At 35.5% G+C, this 25,921-nt stretch carries 21 protein-coding genes and 8 pseudogenes; 20 read left to right on the top strand and 9 right to left on the bottom strand.

The window, feature by feature from the left end:
* Positions 1 to 338 precede the first annotated feature (338 nt).
* The 5 genes from RG571_RS08555 to RG571_RS08535 form a co-directional block, all read right to left on the bottom strand.
* The gene (locus tag RG571_RS08555; RefSeq protein WP_025480068.1) at positions 339 to 629 is read right to left on the bottom strand and encodes a hypothetical protein; all 291 of its coding nucleotides are present in this window, start codon (positions 627 to 629) and stop codon (positions 339 to 341) included.
* Between the two features lie 117 nt (positions 630 to 746).
* Positions 747 to 1,007, bottom strand: coding sequence for a hypothetical protein (locus RG571_RS08550; RefSeq protein ID WP_080019597.1), 261 nt, complete (start codon positions 1,005 to 1,007; stop codon positions 747 to 749).
* A gap of 136 nt (positions 1,008 to 1,143) precedes the next feature.
* On the bottom strand, positions 1,144 to 1,557 hold the full coding sequence (locus tag RG571_RS08545; protein WP_002299276.1) for an Hsp20/alpha crystallin family protein: 414 nt from the start codon (positions 1,555 to 1,557) through the stop codon (positions 1,144 to 1,146).
* A gap of 456 nt (positions 1,558 to 2,013) precedes the next feature.
* Positions 2,014 to 2,499, bottom strand: coding sequence for a hypothetical protein (locus RG571_RS08540; RefSeq protein WP_002339198.1), 486 nt, complete (start codon positions 2,497 to 2,499; stop codon positions 2,014 to 2,016).
* A 138-nt stretch (positions 2,500 to 2,637) separates the two neighbouring features.
* The gene (locus RG571_RS08535; protein ID WP_002289418.1) at positions 2,638 to 2,853 is read right to left on the bottom strand and encodes a DUF378 domain-containing protein; all 216 of its coding nucleotides are present in this window, start codon (positions 2,851 to 2,853) and stop codon (positions 2,638 to 2,640) included.
* Positions 2,854 to 3,076: 223 nt separating this feature from the next.
* On the opposite strand from RG571_RS08535, the pseudogene RG571_RS08530 reads away from it, so the two are divergent.
* The 9 genes and pseudogenes from RG571_RS08530 (at position 3,077) to RG571_RS08490 (ending at position 10,035) form a co-directional block, all read left to right on the top strand.
* A pseudogene (locus tag RG571_RS08530) lies at positions 3,077 to 3,852 on the top strand (SDR family oxidoreductase).
* Between the two features lie 18 nt (positions 3,853 to 3,870).
* A complete protein-coding gene (locus RG571_RS08525) occupies positions 3,871 to 5,283 on the top strand; it encodes an HTH domain-containing protein (RefSeq protein ID WP_308947793.1) in 1,413 nt (470 codons plus the stop codon).
* Between the two features lie 104 nt (positions 5,284 to 5,387).
* A complete protein-coding gene (locus RG571_RS08520) occupies positions 5,388 to 5,687 on the top strand; it encodes a PTS sugar transporter subunit IIA (protein ID WP_229222613.1) in 300 nt (99 codons plus the stop codon).
* Between the two features lie 43 nt (positions 5,688 to 5,730).
* Positions 5,731 to 6,222, top strand: a complete 492-nt coding sequence (locus RG571_RS08515; RefSeq protein WP_002339201.1) for a transcriptional regulator GutM — start codon at positions 5,731 to 5,733, stop codon at positions 6,220 to 6,222.
* On the top strand, positions 6,210 to 6,764 hold the full coding sequence (locus RG571_RS08510) for a PTS glucitol/sorbitol transporter subunit IIC (RefSeq protein WP_002339202.1): 555 nt from the start codon (positions 6,210 to 6,212) through the stop codon (positions 6,762 to 6,764). Before RG571_RS08515 ends, RG571_RS08510 begins: the two co-directional genes overlap by 13 nt.
* A 17-nt stretch (positions 6,765 to 6,781) precedes the next feature.
* The gene (locus tag RG571_RS08505; RefSeq protein WP_002331718.1) at positions 6,782 to 7,777 is read left to right on the top strand and encodes a PTS glucitol/sorbitol transporter subunit IIB; all 996 of its coding nucleotides are present in this window, start codon (positions 6,782 to 6,784) and stop codon (positions 7,775 to 7,777) included.
* A gap of 17 nt (positions 7,778 to 7,794) precedes the next feature.
* The gene (locus tag RG571_RS08500; protein WP_002319298.1) at positions 7,795 to 8,193 is read left to right on the top strand and encodes a PTS glucitol/sorbitol transporter subunit IIA; all 399 of its coding nucleotides are present in this window, start codon (positions 7,795 to 7,797) and stop codon (positions 8,191 to 8,193) included.
* The gene (locus tag RG571_RS08495) at positions 8,177 to 8,872 is read left to right on the top strand and encodes a fructose-6-phosphate aldolase (protein ID WP_002323639.1); all 696 of its coding nucleotides are present in this window, start codon (positions 8,177 to 8,179) and stop codon (positions 8,870 to 8,872) included. The genes RG571_RS08500 and RG571_RS08495 overlap by 17 nt, the downstream gene beginning before the upstream one ends.
* 342 nt (positions 8,873 to 9,214) lie before the next feature.
* Positions 9,215 to 10,035, top strand: a pseudogene (locus tag RG571_RS08490) (glycerophosphodiester phosphodiesterase).
* Between the two features lie 77 nt (positions 10,036 to 10,112).
* Here RG571_RS08490 and RG571_RS08485 read toward each other — a convergent pair.
* Entirely contained in the window at positions 10,113 to 11,039 is a 927-nt protein-coding gene (locus tag RG571_RS08485; protein ID WP_002339204.1) for a transcriptional regulator, read from the bottom strand.
* A 208-nt stretch (positions 11,040 to 11,247) separates the two neighbouring features.
* Between RG571_RS08485 and RG571_RS08480 the strand changes: the two genes are divergently transcribed.
* The 4 genes and pseudogenes from RG571_RS08480 (at position 11,248) to RG571_RS08465 (ending at position 16,068) form a co-directional block, all read left to right on the top strand.
* Positions 11,248 to 12,492 (top strand): ABC transporter substrate-binding protein, encoded by a 1,245-nt coding sequence (locus tag RG571_RS08480; RefSeq protein ID WP_142976521.1) that lies wholly within the window; start codon positions 11,248 to 11,250, stop codon positions 12,490 to 12,492.
* Between the two features lie 99 nt (positions 12,493 to 12,591).
* Positions 12,592 to 13,419, top strand: a complete 828-nt coding sequence (locus RG571_RS08475) for a carbohydrate ABC transporter permease (RefSeq protein ID WP_373880218.1) — start codon at positions 12,592 to 12,594, stop codon at positions 13,417 to 13,419.
* A gap of 10 nt (positions 13,420 to 13,429) precedes the next feature.
* A complete protein-coding gene (locus RG571_RS08470; RefSeq protein WP_002339207.1) occupies positions 13,430 to 14,260 on the top strand; it encodes a carbohydrate ABC transporter permease in 831 nt (276 codons plus the stop codon).
* 16 nt (positions 14,261 to 14,276) lie between these two features.
* Positions 14,277 to 16,068: pseudogene (locus RG571_RS08465) on the top strand (glycoside hydrolase family 2 protein).
* 164 nt (positions 16,069 to 16,232) lie between these two features.
* Here the strand turns inward: RG571_RS08465 and RG571_RS08460 are convergent.
* Positions 16,233 to 17,120, bottom strand: coding sequence for a peptidyl-prolyl cis-trans isomerase (locus tag RG571_RS08460; protein WP_010724121.1), 888 nt, complete (start codon positions 17,118 to 17,120; stop codon positions 16,233 to 16,235).
* A gap of 184 nt (positions 17,121 to 17,304) precedes the next feature.
* On the opposite strand from RG571_RS08460, the pseudogene RG571_RS08455 reads away from it, so the two are divergent.
* From RG571_RS08455 to RG571_RS08440, 4 genes and pseudogenes are all read left to right on the top strand, one after another.
* A pseudogene (locus RG571_RS08455) lies at positions 17,305 to 18,145 on the top strand (lysostaphin resistance A-like protein).
* 195 nt (positions 18,146 to 18,340) lie between these two features.
* A complete protein-coding gene (locus RG571_RS08450) occupies positions 18,341 to 19,099 on the top strand; it encodes a hypothetical protein (protein ID WP_002339212.1) in 759 nt (252 codons plus the stop codon).
* A gap of 425 nt (positions 19,100 to 19,524) precedes the next feature.
* A pseudogene (locus RG571_RS08445) lies at positions 19,525 to 19,830 on the top strand (helix-turn-helix domain-containing protein); the annotation flags it as partial.
* A 54-nt stretch (positions 19,831 to 19,884) separates the two neighbouring features.
* A pseudogene (locus RG571_RS08440) lies at positions 19,885 to 20,913 on the top strand (hypothetical protein).
* A 25-nt stretch (positions 20,914 to 20,938) separates the two neighbouring features.
* Here RG571_RS08440 and RG571_RS08435 read toward each other — a convergent pair.
* Positions 20,939 to 21,379: a Spx/MgsR family RNA polymerase-binding regulatory protein gene (locus tag RG571_RS08435; protein WP_308947621.1), complete on the bottom strand. Its 441-nt coding sequence runs from the start codon at positions 21,377 to 21,379 to the stop codon at positions 20,939 to 20,941.
* Between the two features lie 159 nt (positions 21,380 to 21,538).
* Between RG571_RS08435 and RG571_RS08430 the strand changes: the two are divergent.
* The 3 genes and pseudogenes from RG571_RS08430 to RG571_RS08415 all read left to right on the top strand — a co-directional run bounded on the left by RG571_RS08430 (position 21,539) and on the right by RG571_RS08415 (position 25,114).
* A pseudogene (locus RG571_RS08430) lies at positions 21,539 to 22,046 on the top strand (cysteine hydrolase family protein).
* A 168-nt stretch (positions 22,047 to 22,214) separates the two neighbouring features.
* A pseudogene (locus tag RG571_RS08425) lies at positions 22,215 to 24,093 on the top strand (alpha/beta fold hydrolase).
* A gap of 22 nt (positions 24,094 to 24,115) precedes the next feature.
* A complete protein-coding gene (locus RG571_RS08415; RefSeq protein ID WP_258430504.1) occupies positions 24,116 to 25,114 on the top strand; it encodes an alpha/beta hydrolase in 999 nt (332 codons plus the stop codon).
* A gap of 204 nt (positions 25,115 to 25,318) precedes the next feature.
* On the opposite strand, the gene RG571_RS08410 is transcribed toward RG571_RS08415, so the two are convergent.
* The gene (locus RG571_RS08410; protein ID WP_002296638.1) at positions 25,319 to 25,525 is read right to left on the bottom strand and encodes a DUF3955 domain-containing protein; all 207 of its coding nucleotides are present in this window, start codon (positions 25,523 to 25,525) and stop codon (positions 25,319 to 25,321) included.
* Between the last annotated feature and the right edge of the window lie 396 nt (positions 25,526 to 25,921).

The raw sequence follows: 25,921 nt of genomic DNA, 5'->3' as shown, positions 1-25,921 counted from the left end.
TCAGCGGTCAAACGGTTTTGGTTTGACGGCTGGTCGAAACGATGAGATACTCACCCGCTGGAATCTCGAAAAAATTCTCACAAATCGTGTCCGAGGTATTGACTCAAATCCAATCGGCGTATAATAAAAAAGTGCGAAATGCCGCACTCTTTATTTAGTTTTTATGCAAAAAATCAAGTTATAAGATAAAGTAGGTGAGATTTTGTTACTATGAATAACATAATAAGAAAGTAAAGTGGATTGATTTGAGATCTTTTTATACTTCAAAAAAGATAACACCCAACTTTCAAAAATATGTTTTGGAAGTTGGGACAAACGAGTTAATACATTTTAATACATTATTTTTTATTCAAAAAAAATAGCACAATGGCAAAGATCATAAGAGAGATCATAAGCCCCAATGAATGACTAAAAAGAAAAGCAGAATCACATGCCATATCATCCCATATTTCTTCAAGAAAATAAATAAGCGGGAAAAAGGGAAGGAATAGTAGAACATCGATCCAGCACCATTTTTTTCTTCTTTTGAAATAACATAAAACAATAAACATGAACGTGCAGGGAAGTAAAAACAAAGCTTTACTCATAACTAACAAAATACCAGCTCCTTTTATTTTTTTCTCCCCCACATTCAAAGAGTCACAATGGTATGTACTTAATAATAGAAAAATGGATCAACTTGTATGAATATCAGCTGAAAAGATCTGCACCAAATGAAAAACTTCCAGCCAAAACGGACTGGAAGTTTATTTTTTTCTGAAATATTCTAACACAAATATGAAAAAGATGGCCGAAGCTAATAAGCTGATTTCGTAGCAAAACAATGAGATACCAGAGTCGTAATAATAAAATCCTCTAATCTTATGGATAAAATAGATCATCGGACAAGCAGATAAGAGTAAGTATTTATTAGGCCTTTTGAATAAGTAAAAGAAAGCACTGGTCATTATGATAAATGGTATCCAAAACAAAAGTTTACTTAAGACAATCAAATGATCAACTCCCATATTTTTTACCAAGAGAGATCATAACATCTTTATCGTAAAAACAAAATATTTTTTTGCTCATTTTGAAAATTTAAACATACTCGTTCTTATCCAAATATATAAAAATCGCCCCTCATCCATCGAGAGGCGATAAGTTCTAATTTAACTCAATTTTTTTTGTTTCTTTTGGCTGATGAGCTGTTTTAGGTAATACTAATTTCAGCACACCGTTTTTAAAGGTTCCAGTGATTTTTTCTTCATCAACATTAGGAAGATAGAATGAACGTTTGTAAGAGACCGAATGTCTTTCTTTCCGTACATAGTTGCCATCTTCTTTATCTTCTGTATGGGACTCATGATTGGCGGAGATCGTCAAAGTATTATCTGAATATTCAACTGTCGTGTCTTCTTTGTCACAGCCAGGCATATCAGCAGTTAGTTTGTATTCTTTTTCATTTTCGACTAAATCCACTTTTGGATAACTTGAAACACCTAAAAAATCATTGAATGCTGGACTAAACACGTCATTGAAATCAGGGAACATGTCGCGAATGCTAGGTACATTTGCCATTTTTAATCATCCTTTCAATAAGTATTTTTTATTTATCCCTATTTATGTAATAACTCTATTTTGAAAAAAATGCAAGTATAATGGTTAGCTTTGTGAATATTTCATCTAATACGATACAAAGGCTATCTTTCTAATTTGAAAAAGGGATCATTAAAATAATAAGAAGAAAATATGTCAAAAGGTAAAAAAAGTAAATTCTTCTATCCAAATATAGAAAAATTGAATCTAGAAAACCGTCCGACAATAAATTTCATTAACTCAGTTGACTGAAAATGAAGTAGATACCAAAAATTTATCAAGAGAGCAAGTAGAGAAGTGAGTATATTCATAAGAGAAATAGCTGTAACGAATTATTAGGTTAATGCAAATGCTTATTTATACTCCGTATAACTTTCTCAGAAAAAATGATACCGATAATGACTTGCTAGTACTGTAAATCCGTATAATATCATCTAATCAAAATGGTGTTCCATTTGCATCTGTCATCGTAATCGATCTTTCGGGTGACACTCGATAAAAACCAACGCTTCCAGATCCCCCTTGGGAACGGATTTGTTTGCTGGAAGCTGTGAACAAATAATCTCGATCAATTTTTTGATAAAAGCTAATAACAATATCGTCACTTTGTAATTCGGAACGGTGGGCAATAAGAAATAGAAGTGCTTTGTCAGAGTTTTCTAATGGAAGAGAAGGTACAGTGCTTTCTTGCATTTCAGATGTTGAAGAAATGCTAGACGACTGAATACTTGATTGGCTATGTTGCGAATCTACATTACCAGTAGAAGTATTAGTAATGGAAGTAGTAGAAGTACTTTTAGTTGAACCAACCTCAGTTGTTGAAATGGCTGCTGAAGATTCTTTAACAGAATTCTTTGTTTTATATCCACAGGCAGAAAAAAGTATTACAGTTCCCAACAAGCCTGCGTAAATCCCTTTATGCATGATAGCTCCTCCTAAAATAGATTATCTTTATTCAGTATATCACTTAAACAAAGAAAAGCAGATGGTTTAAAATGAAAAAAACTTCCCAATAAAGGGAAGGTTCATGAAGATAATAACTTTTTTAATAATTATAGCTTTCTAATATCTTTCATCAACTTTTCTAGTAATCATTGGGAAAAATTTCAAGCAGTAGATCGCACAAATACCTACGACGATATAAATGATCTTCGCAAAAATAGTTGTTGAACCACCAGCAATCATAGCTACTAAATCAAGTTCGAACAAGCCTACCAACAGCCAGTTCAACCCTCCCACAATCAATAAAGTTAATGCAATAGCATCTAAAGTTTTCATTAGAATTCTCCTTTCTTAAATGATAAAACAATTATATATCAAAAAGAGAAACATTGCTTATATAACGCTCAGGAATTTTAGCAATCTATGCAAAAAGATGAAAATTTTTTTTGCTCTTCCATTAGTACACATTTTTTAGCTGAAGCTGTAAATTTCATGTCTTAGTTTTTTTTAGTGAGCTTTTATACTGGATTTGTAAGAAAAAAGAAGGAGAGGATCACATATGTCGGATTGGTTGGATATTGCAGGAAAAGTAGTAATTGTAACTGGAGGTTCCTCAGGAATTGGAAGAAGTATCGTCGAAAATTTGTTGAAGCAGAATGCACAAGTAGCGAATTTTGATGTAACTGAATGCCGTATACAGCATGAAAACCTACTATCTTTAAAAGTCGATGTGTCTTCTAAAACGGACATAGAAGAAGGGATATATAAAGTAATGAAACATTTCAAGACGATCGATGGTCTAGTCAATAATGCAGGAATAAATATTCCTTCTCTTCTAATAGATAGAAATCATCCAAAAAGCAAGTATGAATTATCAGAACAAGTTTTTGATAAGATGATCGCTGTCAATCAAAAAAGTGTATATTTGATGAGCCAAGCAGTTGGAAGAATCTTGGTGCAAAAGGGATCAGGAGTGATCGTGAATCTTTCTTCTGAATCAGGATTGGAAGGATCAGAAGGACAAAGCTGTTATGCTGCTACAAAAGCAGCGATGAACAGTTTTACTCGTTCTTGGGCAAAAGAGTTAGGAAAGAGGAATGTTCGTGTGGTAGGTGTTGCACCAGGGATACTGGAAGAAACCGGTTTGAGAACACAAGAATATGAAGAAGCTCTTTCTTATACGAGAGGTATAAGCGTCGAACAAGTACGATCCCTCTAGGAAGGAGTGGTAAGCTGCAAGAAGTGGCGGATCTAGTCTGCTATTATCTTTCAGAAAGATCAAGTTATATCACTGGAGTCACGACTAATATTTCAGGAGGTAAAACAAGAGGATAAAGGATAGGGGGGACGCACGTGACGCTAGTAAACAGATGGTACCAATTATTGAAATTACTAGTCACTCACAAGAAAGTTTCAATCCAGGAAGTGCAAAAAGAAATCAAAACCAGTAATCAAACCATAAAAAAAGATATTGGGGAGTTGAATGAAGAAATTGCCGGTATTGCAAAAATCATCCAAAAAAACAAACATTTTGAACTTGAAATTTATGATTTTGATTTTTTTGATGAGATCATGCAAGGAAAATTGAAAACAGCCAGTGATTTCAATTCGGTATCCAAAAGAATCGCTTATTTACTAAATAGGCTGATCGAAACAGAGGATTTCTTACGTATGGATGATTTGTCTGAAGAAGTCGGTGTCAGCAGAGGAACAGTGGTCAAGGATCTAAAGACATTAAAAGAGATGATCAATGATTTTGATGTAAAGATTACAGGCACACCAAATAAAGGACTAAGAATAATAGGAGACGAGCTAGAATTACGACTACTTTTGTTTTATTTTGTTTCTCCCTACTTTTCAGAGACGAAAACAGAACAGTTTCTAGAAGAAAAACAAGCAATCAAACATTTTCAGAAGAAGACGAATGCTAGTAAACAAGAAATCATCCTTTTGACGAAAATTATCGGTATTTCTTTGAATAGAATCTCTAGTAACTATCTGTTGAAGAAGCCCATCAATCGTTACAGTGGGTGTTTTGAATATATCCAAGAATTCAATGAACTGATCAATCGGTTGGAAGAAATCTATGAACTAACTTTGAGCCAATATGAAAAAGATTTTATCAGTTTTCCTTTGAACATCATCAACACAAGTATAACGATGATAAGAAAAGCTAACTCTGATTTGCGCTTATATTTCGAGCCCATGATGATGCGTATTCGACGATTAGATCTCATTGATCTGGATGAGTCCTTCTTATATCAAGAGATGAAACAGCACCTCTCTTTATTGATAAATCGGGTAATTTTTCGTTATCGATTGACTGATTTATTTTATGGTGAGATAGAAAAAAAGTATCCTTTTTCTTACCAAATCGCTAGCGAATGCATACAAGCATTAGAAGCTATCTTGCAACATAAGATCTCTAAAGTAGAGATCAGCTACCTAACGTTGTATTTGGAGTTAGCATTTCGATATCAAAAAGAGCATTTTTCCTCTAAAAAAGTAGCCATTGTTCATACGACAGGAAAAGGAACAGCATTAATGATCCAAAGACAAATCAAAAGGATATTGGGGACGGATATACAAATGACACATGTTTCAGAAGAACAATATAAAAAAGTAGATCTAAATAAATATTTCGCTGTTTTTACAACGATTCCGTTAAAAAATGTAAATGAAGAGACACCGGTGATCCATTTGACTAATCTTTTCGATGACTCTTGGTTAAGGACACAATGGCAAAAAGCAAAAAAAAGCGATTAGTCGGGTTTCATTCTACTGTTTTTTTCTATCAAATATGGAAAGAAAAAAAGACGTATCAAGAATATTTAAACAAATTAGTCGCTCCTTTGATCAGAGGCTATTATGTGGATGAAGAATTTGAAAAAAGGATCTTGAAAAGAGAATCTCAGCAAAGCACATTTGTTAACAAAGAATTTGCTTTTCCTCACACAACCAACCAGCTATCTCAACACATTGTTTTATCAGTAGGGCTAATAACTGATCAAGGTTTAGCAGAAACAGGAGGAAATGGAGTTATTTTTTTATTTGCCATACCTGAAGAAATGACGGCTGAAGTTGAAAATGAATTATTTGAGCTATACGATATCCTATTTGAACTCATAAAAATGGGAATAGATGAGTTTATTGAATTAGCACCGACATAAGAATCATTTTTAAAACTAATCAAAAGTAAAGGAGAGAGACTTCATGAATGATATGTATCTATTCATATTTTTCGCAGCTTCAGCTTATGTGCTGCAAGCAGTTATCGGTTGGAAGCAACTAAAGCATTTCAATCAAACATATAGCGAACTGCGAAGAAAAGGAAAAGTAGCGATTGGTAAACGACCTGGGAAAATCCGTTCAGGCACGATTGTTATGCTAGCTATAGACGATCATGATCAAGTTTTAGAAGTCAGAAAAATGCAAGGGGTTACATCTTTGGCAAAATTTCATTCATTACCTGTCTATGCGGGTGAAGATATCCATTACATCGATCGTTACCATCCCTCAGTTCGAGCGGAAGATCGTTTGACACAAGCAGCTTTAGAAAATGCCAGAGAAGTATACTTACGAATAGAGGCAGGAAATGAAAAAAGTGAACAACCTTCATTGCCTTTTATTGCTATGCTCAATAATTTTCGGATATGGAAAAGTACGATCAAAGAAAAAAGGAGTGACAAACGATGGATATCATAACAAAATTTGCTGAGGGATTTATGAGGCTGTTCCAAACAGGTGCAGAAACATTTATAAGCTGGATGACAGGAATCGTACCAGTTGTCTTGATGCTAATGGTTGCAATGAATACGCTTATTGCTTTTTTAGGTGAAGACCGAGTAACGAAAGTAGCCAAATTATCAGCGAAAAATCCGTTTACTCGTTACCTTGTGTTACCGTTCTTATCTGCTTTTATGTTGGGAAATCCTATGTCATTTACAATGGCTCGTTTCCTTCCAGAATACTACAAACCAAGCTATTATGCTGCTCAAGCTCAATTTTGTCATACGAGCAATGGTGTATTCCCCCATATTAATCCTGGAGAATTGTTTGTATGGATGGGGATTGCTCAAGGGATCGAAACCTTAGGGCTAAATTCGATGGAGCTGGCTATCCGATACTTGCTTGTAGGACTGCTGATGAACTTTATTGGTGGTTGGATAACTGATTTTACTACTGGATTTGTATGCAGACAGCAAGGAATCGTTCTCAGCAAAAAAGTAGAGCTTTCAGTTGATTAGAGAAAGGAGAGTTTTAAATGTATAGTGATATCAAGATCGTAAAAGGAAACGGCGGGTATGGAGGTCCTTTGATTATTAGGCCGACAAAAGATAAACACAAGTTCATCTATGTCACAGGTGGAGGTGAGAGGCCAATGATCGTAGATAAAATAGAAGAACTGACAGGTATGGAGTCTATCAATGGATTCAAAACATCAATACCTGATAGTGAAATCGCGCTTGCAATCGTTGACTGTGGAGGGACTCTTAGATGTGGAATTTATCCTAAAAAAGGGATACCAACCATCAATATCGTTCCCACAGGAAAAAGTGGCCCATTAGCACAATATATCACTGAAGATATTTATGTTTCAGCAGTAGGGTTAGAACAAATACAGCCACTAATGGAAACTGATGATAACAAAGAAACAGTAAATACTGCATCTCCAGATAAAAAGTACAAATATGATACTTCTAAAAAGATAACCGAGCAAAAAGCAGAGCAGCAAAACTGGATAGCAAAGATTGGAATGGGCGCGGGAAAAGTAGTTGCTACATTCAATCAATCAGCAAGAGAAGCAGTAGATACGATGATCCGGACAGTGATCCCTTTTATGGCTTTCGTTTCCCTTTTGATTGGTGTGATACAAGGTTCTGGGATCGGTAATGTATTTGCTAACATTATGGCACCTTTAGCAGGAAATGCAGTTGGATTAACAATCATTGGCTTTATTTGTTCACTGCCATTTTTATCTCCTTTGCTTGGTCCAGGTGCAGTTATTAGCCAAGTGATCGGAACATTGATCGGTGTAGAGATTGGGAAAGGAAATATTCCTCCCCAATTAGCATTACCGGCACTATTTGCTATCAATACTCAAAATGCATGTGATTTTATTCCAGTCGGTCTAGGTTTGGAAGAAGCAAAAGCTGAGACAGTAGAAGTAGGTGTACCATCAGTTCTTTATTCAAGATTTCTTAACGGCATCCCACGAGTTATCATTGCTTGGGTAGCAAGTTTTGGATTATATAGCTGAGTTTAGGAGGAACAGAGATGACGATCTTTGAAACGGTTGTAACAGATGTTGGTATAGAAGCAGAAGTATTCAGGAAAGAAAAAATAATGATTTTATTTGGAGATGAAGCACCGGAAACATTAACAGATTATTGTTATAAGATTGAATTGAATCAGGTAAGAAAAGAAATAACTTGTGATATGAAGCTCTGCTTTGATAAACAAATGTATGTAATCACAGCAGTAGGAGATGTTGTCCAAACTAATTTGAATGAATTAGGACATATCACGATAAAATTTGATGGATCTCATGAGCCGGAACTTCCAGGAACAATGTATGTAGAAGATAAGGAAATGCCGTATTTAAGAAAGGGGACAATCATTAAAATCGATCAAGAGGATCAGAATGGGGGAAAGCTATATGGAAATCATGCTTGATACAGCAAATACAAAAAGTATTTATTCTTGTCAACAGTTTTTGAATTTAACAGGCGTAACAACAAATCCTACTATTCTGAAAAAAGAAGGAGCGTCAAACTTCTTCTCGCATATGAAAGAAATCAAAAAAATAATCGGACAGATTCCTATCCATATTCAGACAATAGGAAGAACGGAAGAAGAAATGATAGAGGATGCTCGAGTTATCATAGAAGAACTGGGAAAAGATACGTTTATCAAGGTGCCGGTGAATCAAGCAGGCCTTCAAGCGATCAAAAAGTTGAAAAAAGAAGGTTATTTGATTACCGGTACAGCTATTTACACAGAATTACAAGGGTATTTAGCTATTAATAATGGAGCAGATTATATTGCACCTTATTATAACAGGATGCAAAATCAAGGCATTGATGCTATGAAAGTGATTGATTCGTTGCGGACTGAGATCGAACGTACGCAAAGTCCAACAAAAATATTAGCAGCTAGTTTCAAAAATTGTGAACAAGTCACTACAGCAATTCGATCTGGAGCTCATGCGATAACGTTAGGTAAAGAGCTACTAGATCAAGTATTAGAGATGCCCTCGATTGATAAAGCAGTGAGGGGCTTCCAAGAAGATTGGGTGCAAACTTTCCAAGCAGAAACGATTGGTGAACTAAAAAAGGTCGCTGATTACTTCTGAAATCAATTTCTCCATAAAATAAACGATAGCCTTCTCGAAAACTCGAGAAGGCTATCTGACGATTCAATATTCATTAATTTAAAGTTTGGGTGACTATTACTAACTATTACTTATTTCTCATTTAAACGATGTATTCCCTAACCTCTAATACATCCTTGTAACTCTGAAGTTACGCCAGTTTTGAATAAATTTCATAAAAACAAATGAAAAGTGTCGCATAAAAATATCTTTCGTGTTTTTCTAGTATAACAGAATAAGAAGAAAAAGTCCATATGGGATATTTTTAGCTCATTTTAAAATAACTTTTTAATCAGGTTTAAGTTTGCTATACTTGTTTTTGAGGTGATTTGGCAAGTGAAAAAAAAGATTGGAATAGTAATATTATTCACTGTTTTATTAACAGGATGTGTTTCATTAGCGAATAATTGGTTGGAACATGAAGGTACTTACTTAGTGGCTCATCGTGGTGCACACGTTATTGCGCCTGAAAATACGGTGGAGAGTATCCATCAAGCAAAAATATTAGGCTACCAAGCAGTCGAGATTGATGTTCGGACAAGTAAAGACGGCGTGAATTTTTTGATGCATGATGACACATTGGATCGAACAACAGATGGAACGGGGAAACCAGAGACATACACGATTAAACAACTTAAGAAGTTTAATTTAGATACGAAAAACTATCCAGAATACGTAAATAAAAAAGTTAAGATACCTACTTTTGAAGAAGCCGTAAAGGAAATCAAAAAAAATAACTTGATTGTCAACGTGGATGGCTCAAAAGGAAACTGGCAGGATGAACATTTTGTGAATGACATCGTAAACACGCTAAAACAAAATAATGTGTATGAACGTTCATTTTTTGTACTGACGGACAAAAAGATCCGAGACGAAGTCGTAAAGAATCATCCTGACTGCACAGTATCTTGGTTATATGACCAAAAAATAAACTTGAAGATGAGATTGAACAAGTAAAAAGTTATAAAAAAGCGTTGCTCTCAGTATCTAATGATGCAGCTACAGAAGAAACAATCAATAAACTAAATAAATCTGGAATCGAGTATCAAGTGTATGGTGTGAATGACGTTAAACGATTTGAAGTGTTAAAAAAATCATCCGTTCCAATCGTAGAAACGGATGAAATCAATCCTAGTGATTTATAAAAATAAAATAATTAATTATATCCGTTTCTTTTAAAGAAGCGGATATTTTAATGGAATGAATACCATTTATCGAGAAATCAATGTTTTTCTTTTTGTGAATAATAAAGATCAACTACAATATTTTGAGGGTGGTTACCGAAATGGCGCCCAAAAATCGTCAATCCGCCTTTGTTCTTAGCCTCTTTGTCGACACCGATTCTGAATTTGATAAAAGGGGAGTGCTGCAATTTTAAATCAGAGAGATTGATTATTGATAGCTGCTCTCCATCTATCCCGGTGTCTTTTGTATTGATGCGCAAGTGCTTTAACATACCGTATTGGCTGAAGCGACTGTCCCACCATTCAGGCGTCAATCTTCCGCGGACGTCGGAGTAATTGCCTTTGGCGGTCCAAGTGCCAACTTTTACATCATTGATATAAAAGGAAATGTCGCTTGGCCAGTTGTTGTTGGAAACTGGGAATTCAGAAGAAAGCTCTAGAGAAATATCCAATAGTTCCGGTTGATCAGAAGCTTCTAAAGGATTAGGAAAAATATATTCTACATACCCATCTGAAAACCACAAAAGGGAAGCATCCACTCGTTCGTTTGCTACGAATGAACGCAAGTCATCCATTTTTCCAATCACTTTTTCAGGACTAGCTATTCCGCAAGAAGGCTGCACAGAAAAATCCGAAAAATAACCCAAAGCAATCTCGTGGCTCTTTTTTTTATAAGGGAGATAGATTTGTTGAGGGAAGTGGATTTCTATTTTGTCCACGGATAAAGAATAAATCTTCTTTCGATTGTCTTCCTCTACTTCGCTAAGTTCCAAAAGAGAAATAAGTGAAGCTTCTTCAAGAACTTTCAAGTGCCGAGAGATGATGGCTTTGCTTAAATTCATTTGTTGGGCTAGTTCACTAGAAGTCTGTGGTTTTTGTGCTAGTTTATCCAATATGATTAATCGAGTTTCTGCTGATAGTGCCTTGTAAACAAGAAGTGAATCTAGATCAAGGGAGAGTTCCATAGCGGGTCTCCTTTCTTTTTATTTCGTTTCAAGTTTACTATATATAGAACTTTTGTACAAACCAAACGTAAATATAAACCATTTAGTTTACTGTTTTTAATTCTTTCAATATCATTTTGATAGCGTTTTCTTTCGTGTGTTATGATTTGATAAACAAGTTTTTTGATAAAAAGTAAATAAAAAAGTTTACTAAAAAGGAGAGAGAAAAATGAAGTTAAGAAAACAATGGATGGCATTATCTGTAGCAACACTTGCAATAACCGGTTTAGCTGCTTGCGGTGAGGGGAATACTTCTTCAGGAAACAAAAATGAGATTCTTTTATGGTCTTCTGCTACGGGACCAGATGGGGAGAAGATAAAAAAGAATATCGACGAATATAATCAAACAAACCCCGATTTCCCTGTAAAATTTGTTTCAATGGCTGCTGATACATTTACTTCTCGGCTCACTACTGCTGGAAAATCAGGAAGAGGAGTCCCATATATTGCGCTTGTTGCATCCGAAGCCCTTCCTACTTATAAGAATCAGGACATGCTTGAAACTTGGAATGAAATGATAGCGGATACAGAATTAAAAAAAGAGAATTATGTAGAAATTGCTTGGGAAGTAGGAAAATTAGAAGAGGATCAATATGGTATCCCAGCAACTATGAGCTCGTGGATCATGTATTACAATAAGGATCTAGTAGAAAAATACCATCCTCAAGCGTTAGATGATGAGATCATCACCTACCAAGAGATAGAAGAAGCCGGACAAAAAGCAAAAGAAGATGGGATATATAGTTATGGGTATACTTGGGGGATGCAGAACTATTCGAACCTTTATCAGCAGATGGGAGGAGAATGGCTAGATAGCGGGAATAACATCGATATAAACAATGAACATTCGTATCGAACAGTAGAAGAATTCAAAAAGCTTCATGATAATAAGTTGATGGTTCCAGAAGGTGAGGATGCAAATAAATTATTTTTGAATCAAAGACTCCTCTTCTTACCAGAAGGAACGTGGATGTTGGGACAAATGGAAAAAATTAGTGATTTTCAATGGGGAGCGACCTTCACACCACAATGGGATGCAGAAAATCTTATTCAAGGAACAGGTGTTGATCAATTCGCAATGTTCAAAACGAGAGAGGAACGTTCGGACGATAAAAAAGCTGGTATGGTCGAATTTTTGACTTGGTTGCAAAGCAATCAATTGGAATGGATCAAATCAGGAGCAAACCCTACTTCATTAGCTATGTTAGAGAATGAATCGTATACGGATATGCCTCAATCATTTTTATTGGCGGCTGAAAAGGGTCAGGAAGCTTTATCGGTAAACGATCAAGATGGTCTTTCTTATGTATTTGCTGAGTATGATAATCGTTCTTGGGATATGATTACCGGAAAGGCGGATATTAAAGAAACTTTTGAAGAAATCCAAAAAGTAGTGGATGAAAAAATGAAGTAACCGAAAGAAATCGAACAAATCTGAAGTGAGAGGAGTGCACAAATATTGAAGAACAAAGGGAAAATAAGTGTGTGGCCTGCTTTATTTATTGGTCCGCATATGCTTTTATTTGTCCTATTTTTTCTTATTCCAGCAATGATTGGTATTTACGTATCAATGACAGAATGGGATCTATACAGTCAGCCTGTATTTGTTGGATTAGATAACTTTCGGACGTTGCTATGGGATACAGATTCTATTTATCATACTCAATTCATCAATGGATTCAAAAACACGATGCTTTTTGCTTTACTGTCAGTTCCGCTATGTATCGTGATTCCATTAGGTTTAGCCGCAGCGTTATCAGCTAAACCAAGACTTGCCCGTTTGTTTCAATCCATTCTTTACTTGCCTACATTATTCGCTATTTCAGCTGTAATGATCATCTGGGGGTTTTTACTTAGTCTTTCTTTTGGACCTATCAAAGAGCTCTTTGGATTTGATGTTCATTTAACAGGTACGCAACCATGGGCTTGGTTAGCGATAGTAGCTGTAACGATTTGGTGGACAGCAGGAGGTAATCTCATCATCTATACTGCAGCGCTTAGCAATGTTTCCCGAGAATTGCTAGAAGCAGCAGAGTTGGATGGTGCAAACAACGTCACTAAATTTTTCAAGATTTCTCTCCCGTCTATCAAAAATCAATTGTTGTTTACGACAGTTATGACGACGATTGCTCAGTTTAATATTTATGGGCAGCCTTTGATGCTGACAGGGGGTGGCCCAAATAATTCAACACGCGTCTTGATGATGTATATTCAGGAAAATGCTTTTGGAAGCAGTACATCAGTAGCGGGAATGTCCTCCGCGATGGCTGTTCTTTTAGGGTTAGCTATCATGATCGTATCTATATTCCAGTTTGTAAGCATGAAAAAACTAGAAAAGTAGAGGACAGAAAATGAAAGAAAATAAACTAGGTAAAAAAATTGCTTTTTTCTTGCTTCTAGCTATTTGTATTATTTGGTTGTTCCCTTTGATCTGGGCTGTCTTCACTTCCTTCAAACCAGAAATGGAGATACAAGCAACAGGTTTCAGTTTGTTACCACAGCAATGGACTTTAGCGAACTATTTGCAGCTGATGGGTAATGAATCGTCTCCCGTTTTTCGATGGTTTGTCAATTCGCTGATTATTTCACTTTCGCATATGCTATTAGTACTTTTTATCGTATCTATGTCTGCATACGGCTATACTCGTCTAACTTTTAAAGGTCGAGAGGTGATCTTTTCTCTTCTTTTAGGCACGATGATGTTTCCAACAGTAATGAATCTTATCCCTAATTTTAAGATCATTGATATGCTTGGCTGGACGAATACGTTTATGGCTGTCATCGTTCCTGGTGCAGCAGGTGTCTACAATATTTTTTTAGTGAGGCAATTTATTCTTGGAATCCCAAAAGAGCTAGACGAATCGGCAGTTGTTGATGGAGCAAATGAATTTCAAATCTTTTATTATATCATCCTGCCTTTGATCAAACCCGTATTGACAGTCGTTGCTTTATTCAGTTTTACCAGTTCATGGAATGATTTTCTTTGGCCTTCTATCGTTATCAATGATATAGATAAATTGCCAATTACTCCAGGATTACAGCTGCTGCAAGGTCAATATCTGACCTACCCAGGGATAGGTGCTGCAGGCGCGTTGTTGGCGCTTGTTCCTACATTTGCACTTTATTTAGTCGCACAGAAAAGCTTTATGAAATCAATGTCCCTACAAAGCGGGATCAAGTAAAGGAAGGTACGTTTTGATGAATAAAACCGAGTATCCAAGACCACAATTTGTTAGAAAAAAATGGCAGAATCTGAATGGAGAATGGCTTTTTGCGTTTGATGATCAATGTGTTGGAATGAAAGAAAAATGGGGGAGCCATCCGCAATATTATGATCAGAAAATCCTTGTTCCTTTTGTATATCAATGCCTGGAAAGTGGGATAAATGATCAAACGCCTCATGATATTGTTTGGTATTACCGTGAATTTGACATAAACAAACAGGATGGTCAGAGAGCAATCCTTCATTTTGGCGCTGTAGATTATTATGCGGATATATTTGTGAACGGACATCATGTCGGGCGACATAGCGGTGGACATACCTCTTTTTCGTTTGATATAACCGATTATTTGACAAATGAAAAGCATCAGCAACTATCAGTAAGAGCAGAAGATCCTCATAAAGATGAGAGTATTCCGCGCGGAAAGCAATTTTGGCAAGAAAAACCTGAGGGAATCTGGTACACCAATTCAACGGGTATATGGCAAACTGTCTGGCTGGAAGTGGTGGAAGATGTTTATTTTTCTCACTTGAGATTCACCCCACTATTCGATGAAGGAAAAGTTGTAGCTGAGTTGGAACTAAATGAATTTAGAGAAGGATTAACTGTCGATTGCTGTATTGCTTTTAAAGGGGGAATTGTCGCAAAATTGTCCCATTCTTTTGTCGAAAAAAGAGTCATACTGACTGTTGACCTGTTGCAGAACTATATTTTTCGAACCAATTTCCATCATGAAGGTTGGTCCTGGACACCAGAGACACCCAATTTATTTGATGTAGAATTTGTATTGAAGCAAAAAGAAAACATAAAAGATGTTGTTTCCAGCTATTTTGGTCTGAGAAAGATACATCAAGAAAACGGAATGATTTATCTTAACAATAAACCGTACTATCAGAAGCTAATATTGGATCAAGGATATTGGCCAACTGGTTTAATGACTGCCCCGACTGATGATGCATTAGCAAAAGATATTCAAGTCGCAAAAGAAATGGGGTTTAACGGCTGCCGCAAACACCAAAAGACGGAAGATCCCAGATTCCTCTATTGGGCGGATAAACTTGGCTACCTTGTTTGGGGAGAATGTGCGGCACCTGCTGTGTTTACACATGATTCCAGCAAACGTTTGATGCAGGAATGGACAGAAATCGTTGATCGCGATTATAATCATCCGTGTATTGTTATGGGTACCGATCAATGAAAGCTGGGGAGTACCTAAAATTTCGTTTGACCGCCAGCAACAGCATTTTTCCCAATCGCTGTACCATTATCTGCATAGTCTGGATACGACTCGTCTTGTTATTTCAAATGATGGCTGGGCAATGACGGAGACAGATATTTGTGCCATCCATCATTATGGACATGGAGAGGAAAAAGAGGAAGATAAGTATCAAGATTTCGTCACAACCTTAAGTACAAGAGAAGATTTGCTTAATCGACCGTCTACTCCGTGGCCAATATTTGCTAACGGGTTTATATATCAAGGTCAGCCCATTTTGTTGACCGAATTCGGCGGCATTGGTTTTGATTTTTCTGGGCAAAAAGGCTGGGGATATACCTCTGTGAAAAATGAGATTGATTTCATCAAAAACTACCGGCGAATCATAAATGCTGTATATAGATCAAAGGGGCTTTGGGGATTTTGTTATACGCAATTGACAGATGTAGAACAAGAAATCAATGGCTTGTTGACCTATGATCGACAACCAAAATGTGACTTGAAGGAAATAAAAAAAATCAATAGTTCTTTCCGTACGCCGTACCTAGAATAATAATAAAACAGACGACAGAGGCAGTGAAAACAGTGTTCTGTTCTGAATATTAGAGAAGCAAAAAAGAAAAATAGCTACTTAAATTTTATTGTTTTTGAATACTATTTATTCAAATAAGGGATGTGCCATCACTTTTGCCACATCCCCAATTGGGTCAAACTTGTTTATTTGAATATATTTTTTACATAAGGATCTTTAATAGTTACATTGTCTTTTTTCATCACTTTACGGATTGTTTTGTCCATGAATTCCGTATCAAGAGTTTTTGTTTCCGTGGCGATTTTTTCTAGCTCAGATTTGTATTTGTCTTTATTAGAACCTTTATCCTGTTTTTTTACCATTTTTACTAGATAATAGCTTTGCTGATAAGTCGTTGGATCTGTTACAGGAATGATATCAGAAACTTCCCCGTTGTTTAATTGAAATGCTGCTTTTTTTACTTCAGTAGGAATCTCTGGATTGGTAGAATCAAAATTCATTTTTCCATCAGTTTCCTTTAATGTTTTATTTTTTCCATAAGATTGAACAAGCTTGGAGAAATCTTCCCCTTCATTTGCTTCTTTTTTTGCTGTATCTGCTTCTTCTTTAGTCGAAAATGGGATGATCTGTGTACTAACTTCTGGATGGAATTCTTTCCAAGCAGTGTCTAGATCTTTATCTGTTAATTTTACATTGGCTTTCAAACCGTATTGGAAAGCCAGCATCTGTTTAAAGAGTTTCTTATATGTCTCTTCTGTTTGGCCAACTGCTTTTAATTGTTCCTTGTAGTTTGGACCGAGTTTTTTTATTTGTTCATTATATTCTTTTGTTACTTCCTTTGAAGAAATCTCTTTTCCGTATACATCATCAAATGCTTTGAAGACAATCATTTTTTTTAATAGTGTTTGATTATTTGATTTAACTTTTGGGTTATCATAAAAATCCTGAACTGTAAGTGTTCCACCTTTAAACGTTGCAATCGTTTCATTGGACTTGCTACAACCTGAGAATAGTAAAATTGCACATGCTGAAAGGCACATAATTAGTAGTTGTTTTTTCAAAAAATTTCCCATCCGTTCCTTATTAAAAACAGTCTAACAGAAGAATTAGGGAGACAGTCTTTCATTTTCGTAAGGTTGCTGTAGATATTCTTAGTTCGTAAAAATTTATTCTCTCTATGATGGAGAACATTTACATAGTTTTCACGAGACAAGAAAGAAAAGGGTTGTTAAACTTAATATAAAGGAGGGATGAAAGATGATCAGGATTATTCGGTTGATTGGATCTGTTTTAATAGTCTTAGTTGGTTTTGTTTTAGGAATTCTTGTCAATAATGCACTTGCGGATATGTTTATTGGAAATAGTGAATGGATTGGAGCAATTGCCGGTACGGTCGGACATTTAGCTGTTTTTTTACTAGCTTTATTTCTTGCTAGTAAGGTCGAAGGAAAAAGAATAGAAGATTATGGTGTTTCTGTTCGAGGAAAAGACTGGGGGTATTTAGCGGGTGGTCTCGTTGTTGGAATTGGAGTGTTTCTGCTTATTACTAGTCCATTATATTTGACGGGGGCGTATCGGTTAGATTCAGGAAACGCAAACATTGTGCCGCTGATAACGAGTTTTATTTTATTTATTGCAGTGGGGGGCATCAGAAGAGCTTTTATTCCGTGGCTTTTTTCAGCATCAGATGCTTAGATTTGGTCCGTTAATAGCAATGATTGGATCTGCTGCATTATTTGCTCTTTTGCACGGATTGAATCCTAACATGACATTTCTGGCAGTTTTTAATATCTTTTTAGCAGGTTGCTTTTTCAGCGCACTTATCTACAGTACAGGAAGTTTATTTACGACTATTGGTGCTCATATTACTTGGAATTGGACACAAGGAGCTATTTTGGGTATACCAGTCAGCGGAACGCAAGAACAAGGTTTTTTCTCCACGCTGATCCAATCACAAAATACAATAATTACTGGGGGGAACTTTGGGGCTGAATCATCTATATCGACTACATTATTCTTGTTAGTCTTGATTGTTGGTTTGTTACTCTATGCATATAAAACAAAGCGGATGAAGAAATACACTGCTGTTTATCAATAAAAGATGAAGAAAGCAAGGCTGATATCGGTCTTGCTTTTTTAAGTCTGTCATTGATTAAACGAAAAAGTAAACAAATTCAAGCAAATACATGACATCTTTTGTTAGATTTTCACAACTGACTGTCGTGTTCTCATCATTTTCATTTTATATAATTCCTTTATCAAATAGAAGGTAATTATATGGAGAGTGATAGAAATGAAGAAAACAGCGACCGTATTATTTGTTATTCTTGGGCTGAGTATAATTGCAGCAATGATTGGAATCAGTACTTCTGCAAATGAACGGGCAAATGAGAATCTTTCATTTACTGTGAAAACTGATCGAATCGTTTATGACATGACACAACAAGTCATTACTATTCCGGTCAAACCAAACAAAAGCGTGAATGCTAGTGATGTACATGCTGTTCTAACATATGGTTGGGATGGTAATGGAAGTTCAGAAAAGGTTATTGGGGAAGTTTATTTAAAAGACGTACAATGGACCGCTGGTATTGAGTATACAATAATGATTTCTGCAGAACTATCGATTGATGAGATCAAGAGTAAAGATAAAGTTGATTTGATTGTTTTTTATGATGGACAGATGACGATTACGGAGAATTTGAAACCAAGCAGTTGGACAGTTGTTGGACCGCCAAGCAGTACGGATAGCACAAGTAGTGAAAGCAGCACAGGAAAAGTAAATAATGAACTTGATTTGGTACCTATCATACCAACTAAGGAACAAAAGAGAAATGCAGGGAGCAACCTAAAAAGTGTGCTAAAACAGCCTGATTTTGTTTCTCGTGGAATTGATCATCAAGAAAAAGCGAAAGAAACAGATAATAGAAAAAGCGATTTACTAGAAACTGGTAGTAGAACCTTGAACAAGCTAATTACATGGATGGGTGTGTTACTCATTTTGATTGTAGGAGCAAGCTATTTTCGTTCTCTCTTCCATCGAGTGAAATAAAAAATAAAAGCAACAGATCTAAAATTGAATAAAACGATAGATTTTTGAGCGAATATTTCATTCGAGAGTGCTGTATTGCCTGGCGAAGTTGTAGCTTTGCCAGGTCTATTTTGTTTATTAACATATTTGAGAAACAGGAAATAACAGGAACACAAATGGAAAATAAGAGCAAGAATAATTGACAATGCACACTGCGCATGGTAGTATCTCTGAAAAATCAGTAACGAATCTATTTGTACGTCATTCATGTAGCTGTCGGAATAAGTCTAAATAATAGATAAAAAGGAGTATGTACTTTGTTTGAAGAATTTATTGATATCAATGAAAGGCAAGTATATCAATTTTTGAACTATTGTTATGAAAGAGACGAGAAATTATATGTGGTGAAGGATATCGCTTTAGATCTAAACTACACCCTGGCTAAGATGAATTCGGTGATTCAACAAGCAGAATCGTTTTGCGAAAGGTATCCAGAATATAAATTATCTTTTCTTTCAGAAAACAAGATGATAAAAGTTGAGTTTTCTTCTCAGTTTTTACTGAGTAAAGTTTATTCTATACTGTTAGAGGGAACGATTGGTTATATTTTACTGGATTCACTTTACAAAGGTACTTATCAATCCTTAGAAAATCTTAGTCAAAAAAATTATATAAGTTTGCGTACGATTCAAAGAAAATTAAGAGAACTTAATACTATTTTGAAAAACTATCATTTATCTTGCAGCTTGAAAAAAGGTAATCCGATAGAAGGAGAAGAATACCGTATCCGATACTTTTTTCACTTGATGTATTGGCAGTCATTCGACGAAAATCATTCTGATATATTATCAAGTATAAAAAATAAACGTCAACTATTAGAAAAATTTGCGAAACATGCGCCATATACGCGTAGTATAGATAGAAAGAAATGGATCAGCCTACTAAGAATTTCGTTGCAACGAATGAAACAAGGCCACCCGATTACGTATGTCCCAGAAGAGATGAACAAATTTGTGCATCCATTGATAACAAAAGAAGAGTTTACGCATTACATACTAGAGCCTTTTTTTGAAGCAAACTTCTGGTCGATGAATCACATCACTCCAACAGAGCAAGCTTACCTTTATTTTATGTTTGGTGTAATGAATACCTATTTGGAAGAAGATTTGTTGGATGCTCCAGGTAAAGTACAAGAAAGTTGGGGTTGGATTGAATCGTCTATTGTAGAAAATTTTGAAAAAAACTTCAAGATTTGTTTTACAACTTCAGAAAAAAATTATCTATATGTCAATTTGGCAATGATCCATTTGTATTCAAGGGTTTTTGGAACAAAAAAGAAGGTGGATGCTTTCGGAAAATCAGCAGAAGACAGAGATTTTCAGCATATATTTCCAGTGATGTATCCAATCATGCAACAGTTTTTTAGTGGGGTAGCTCGCAGAATTCCAGAGCTTAATACTTATTATGAAAAGAACAGTCGGTTGATTTTTCAATACTGTATGTTAGTCAGGGACATTTTTATAAAACACGAACAACCTGTCATATTCTATATTCAATCGAAGTACGGTAAAACTCAGGAATTATGGGCAAAAAAAAGGATATTATCTATGACTGAACGCCCAATAAAATATAGTGCATCCGCTGATTAGTTACCTGATATTGTCATTAGCGATTATCCTATCGACAAAAAGGCATATGATCAAACGAATACACAGATATTTTACTGGAATGGACAACCTACAAAAAATGATTGGGCGCGTCTGAAAGCTGAAATCATAAAGATCAGGAATGAGAAAAATAGATCCATATTGGAAAAATTGGATTTCGTTAATTAAGAACAGCAGATTGTTTATGCCAAAATTAAGACATTGCAAAAAGATTATTTTCTTTAAAATCGACAAGAGGACCAGAAAGTAAGAGTTCATTGAGCTCTTGCTTTCTTTTAGTTTTAGGAAGGAACATCCTGATTTTATCTTCGCTAAATCCAGTCAAAAGTTTTGCAGGCTGGTCGTAGATAATCGGTTTTTTCAATAAAGAAGGGGATGTACGAATCTCAATATATAGTTCACTCAAACTGAGCTCGTCTATTCTGTGAACAAGATTTTTATAACTAATAGAATGAGTAGAGAGCAGTTCGGTCACGCCGTTGTTTGTCAATTTTAGTAAGTGGATAAATTCATTTTTGGTTAGTGGTTGACGAATTAAGTTCTGTTCGATAAACGTTATATCATGGGCGATAAGCCAACGTTTTGCGCGTCTTGAAGACGAGCAGCCAGAACCTGTATACAATTTAATCATCATACATTCCTCCAATAGCTAAGTATTTATGAAATAATAACATGAAGAAATAGTCGAAAAGTGCCATTTAGAGGTGTAAAATAAGAAAATGTTGTCACGTATAATGGAACTAGCTAGATAAGAAATACTATTAAATCAAGAAAAAAGAAAGAAGGCACAAGTATGTCAAACACAGCAGACGCAATAGTAGTGATCGATTTACAAAAAAGGGGTATGTTTTGATTCTTCACCGATACACGAATTAGAAACAGTGACAGCATTAGTGAATAAAAGAATCAAAACATACGAAACGATTGGGAAACCAGTTATTTTCGTTCAACACGAAGATGCTCAATTAGTGCCGCAAACAAAACCATGGGAGCTATTGTTGGAATTATCTATTCCTGAGCACAGTTATTTTGTGAGAAAAAACCATGCGAATTCATTTTATAAGACTAATTTGAGTGTTTTATTAACTGAATTGGACTGTCATTCGATCGAATTATGTGGGGCACAAGCAGAGTATTGTATAGATACGACTGTGAAGTTTGCTCATGGATTAGGATATCAACTTATGATGTGTAGAGGAGTAACAACAACTTATGATAATCCTTTTATGAAAGCAAAGGAAACAATCGCTTTTTACGAGAAAATTTGGGATAAACGATTTCTGACATTTTTGGAGCAATAAGTTGTTTCTTCGTTTAAAAAAAGAAGAATGGATACTGGTTTATCCATTCTGCTTTATTACGTAAAATGAGAAAATAATCCTGTTCTATTTTTATGGGATAAACCGTTTACTTTTTGTATAAAAAAATGTTTGCGTTTACATATAATTCTCCTAGAAACATAAAAAGGAGTGAATAGCTTGAGAACAAAACAAGTATTAAAGGGAGCGTTGGTCATCTTATTTACTGTAAGTACAAGCGTCCCGCAATGGTCAGTATATGGAGAGAGCATTTATTCCGAATCGGAATCTCGGGAGGTAGAAACCACAGAAACTACTGATGCTGGAAATGAAACGAAATCGAGTACTTCACAAACAGAAACAAATACTGAAACAACGGCTGAGACATCTGTTACTAGCACAGATCAAGAAACGACCGCTACCACAGATAACCAACAAACAGAAGAAGCAACAGCTACAAAAACGTCAAACGACGAATCCTCTTCTGCTAAAGTAAGTGACAAAGAGAATGGGACAGAAAATGATGATATCGGTAAAGGCGAAAATTTCAATGGTAAAGAATATTTGAATTACTTCGGTAAACAGATGACAGAAATATTTAATGGACCAGTAGAAGAAATTAACGCACGACTAATAGGTTTAGTATTAAGTGAGCTTTTTGGTAAGGATTATGGTGTAGATAAAGAGATTATCAAACATCTGATTGCTACTTATCTATTGTATGATATCGCTTTTTCTAAAAATAGTGTGTTGATGTCGATGCTTGGAGGTACAGATGATGGTACGACGCCTACAGAAAACACAGGCTTCTATCCAAATACAAAACAACTTCATCAGACTGTACTAAACAAACAAGATGGCAAAATGATGGATGTATATGCATATTATGTCGATCAAGGTTCAGATAAAACAGTCATGATCCATGGCGGATTTCGAGGGAATTGGAATAACGGGATCGTTACAGAAGAATACAATGATTTTTATAAGGCCGGGTATAATTTATTTTTTGTTGATTCCAGAGCGACTGGTAATAGCGGAGGCGATTATGTGACCTATGGACAATATGAGTCAGATGACGTCCTTTACTGGATAAATCAAGAAGTTCGAGAGCGGCCATCTCAAAAGATTTTACTTTATGGTGGTTCGATGGGAGCAGCTACGATGATGTCTGTATTAGCGAAAGATATTCCTGTCAATGTCAAAGGAATTATTGAAAAATGCGGATTTGCATCAATTGATGAACAACTACGTTTTACGTACAGCCAGACAGTAGTCCCCGCACTACCGGATGCCATAAAAAATCAGTTAGACATCATTGGGGATCAAGAGCATGAAGATTTATTTATGGGCCTTTTGAAACAATACTATTTTGATCAGGAGATGCATTTGGATACAAAAGCTGCTCTACCTACGATTGGAATGTCAGATTCATTGCCTAAATTGATTATCCATGGAACAGCAAATGATGTAGTACCTGTGTCTAACGCGCAAAAATTATATGAGTTATCAGGAGGGTATAAAGATCTTTTATTAGTAGAAGGAGTAGGGCATGGAAAGGCACAGGAAGTTGACCATGCTGCCTACACGAAACATGTAACGGACTTTTTGAAAGTAGTGTTCCATGATCAGATAAACGTAAAGTATGTGGATGAAAACAATAAAAGTCTACTCAAAGACCAGGACGAAATCCAGCTTTACGGAGCTTATGGAGAGAATTATATGACAGAGCAAAAGACATTCGAAGGATACGAATTAGCAAATGTTGAAGGACCGACTGAAGGGGTTTTTAATGAGACGATACCAACTATTATTTACCATTATAAAAAAATCCCAGTAGCTCCACCAAAAAAGCAAGATCCGACAGAGAATGCAGACAATAAGGGAAAGAATGAACCTCGAGAGGATCAATCAAGTGATGATACGCAACCGATTCAGATGACAGTGAAAGTACAAAAAAAGAATGTTGCCGAAAACTGGAGAAAAGAAAAATTCGCTTCTCATTTATTCAGGTGGATTTTTATCTGTTAGCACGATTATCACATGGATTTGACGAAGAAAGAGAGGGTAAATGAATGAAATGGTTCAAGCGAATAGTGATTGCGGTGCCAGTTATCATCGTAGTTATTTTAGTCACTGTATTTTTGATTAATCAAATCACACCAAAGCCGATTAGCTTGCTTATTAGAAAACAATTTGACACAAGTGAAAAAGAACAAGTATATGCCCGACCAGATGATTTCCAGCAAAAAATCGAACAAATCGATATAAAAAAAGAAATATCCTATCCTTCAAAATACAAAAATAATAATATGGATATCTACGCACCGAAAGTGGAAAAGAAAAAGTTACCGATTCTTTTCTGGATGCATGGAGGCGCATATGTAGGAGGGGATAAAAATGATTGTCGTGATTATTTGGAATATCTATGTTCAGACACGCAGCAAATCATCGTAAATATAGATTATGAACGATCACCGGAAGCAAAACATCCTACACCAGTTATCCAATCGAACGAAGCCATTCAAGCAGCTAAAAAAGAGATAAAAGATCAAGCAGATTGGTCGAATATTTCGATTGGTGGAGATTCGGCAGGTGCACAAATTAGTGGAGAATATTTGTTAGCACTTCAAAATGAAGAAATTAAAAAAGCTGATCATCTTGATCCGACTTTGGAGAACAAGCAGATTACGAAGTTTATTTCTTTGTCTGGTCTGTTGGATCCTTCTGCATTTACTCAAGTAAGTGATAAAATCTCTAGCTTTCTTTATGAAAAATGTGGATGGGCTTACTTTGATAATAAGGACTTTGAACAATCAGAGAAGGTCAAAAGTTTAGCCTTGGTCAGACATGCGGATCGTTGGACGCAAAACACATTCTTAACGGATGGAAATACAAATACGTTTACGAAACAATTGGAAGAAGTAACTTCTGTATTTGAGAAAGCGGGGGTGAAAGTCACAAAAGTAGATTATGCGGAGAAAAATGCTGTTTTGAACCATGAATATCAGTTTGATTTCAGCAATAAACAAGCGCAAGAAACATATCAAAAGTTAGTAATGTTTTTCAAGTAGTAAAGTCTTATGATGCAAAAGAGGTTGTAATCTGTCACTTAGCTCCAAGTCACAAGGAGCAATTTCAATAAACAAGCTTTTCATGGTTTATGAATATTGTAACTTGTGACTGAGGAGTTAGAGATGGCAAGGGGCACCTTTTATTCGAAATTTGGGAATATCACACGATTATTGTCACGATCTCTTTTACGTAAATTTTATAAGTCAGATTTGTTGTTTTGATCGTTTAAAAAAAGCAACAAATCCGAAGCCTGCGGAGGCAAGAAGGGACAAAAAGCCGAGTGGTAAGCAAAAGAATGCTGGTTCCACTAATATTCCGTTGTTATTGATATAAGGCTGGGAACAAAGATGAATAGCAAATAAAATCAATGCACTAGCGAAAAAAAGCAAAGAAATATGGATAGCTTTCATAAGCAGCACCTCCTTTTTTATAATTGTATGATAAATAGATTAAGAATCTATAAATGTGACAAGTTTGTTAGGATGTGAATAAAATGATCATCCAGCGAACTTGAAACAAAGATGGCTAACGATAAGTAATTGATGATTCAGCAATCAGATAGTTACAAAGTTTACCATCATACGTCTAGACCAATAATAGAAAATATGGGAATATAATAGAAAAGATTTAGGATACCCCCAAAAGAATTTCCCCAAAAATTCGATGTATCCTAAACTTTTTTATTTTACATAACAATCATATCAACTGTGAAATAAAATTACAAATGATAACCTAAAATGAGGTCAAAAGCCAGTGTTATCAAGGAAATACTTAATTTACCAAAATTTTTTTTAATTTTTTAGAAA

Origin of the sequence: Enterococcus sp. FR204, from assembly GCF_031143325.1 — a bacterium.
Lineage (GTDB): Bacteria > Bacillota > Bacilli > Lactobacillales > Enterococcaceae > Enterococcus_B > Enterococcus_B faecium.
This window is presented reverse-complemented; position numbering and strand designations above follow the sequence as displayed.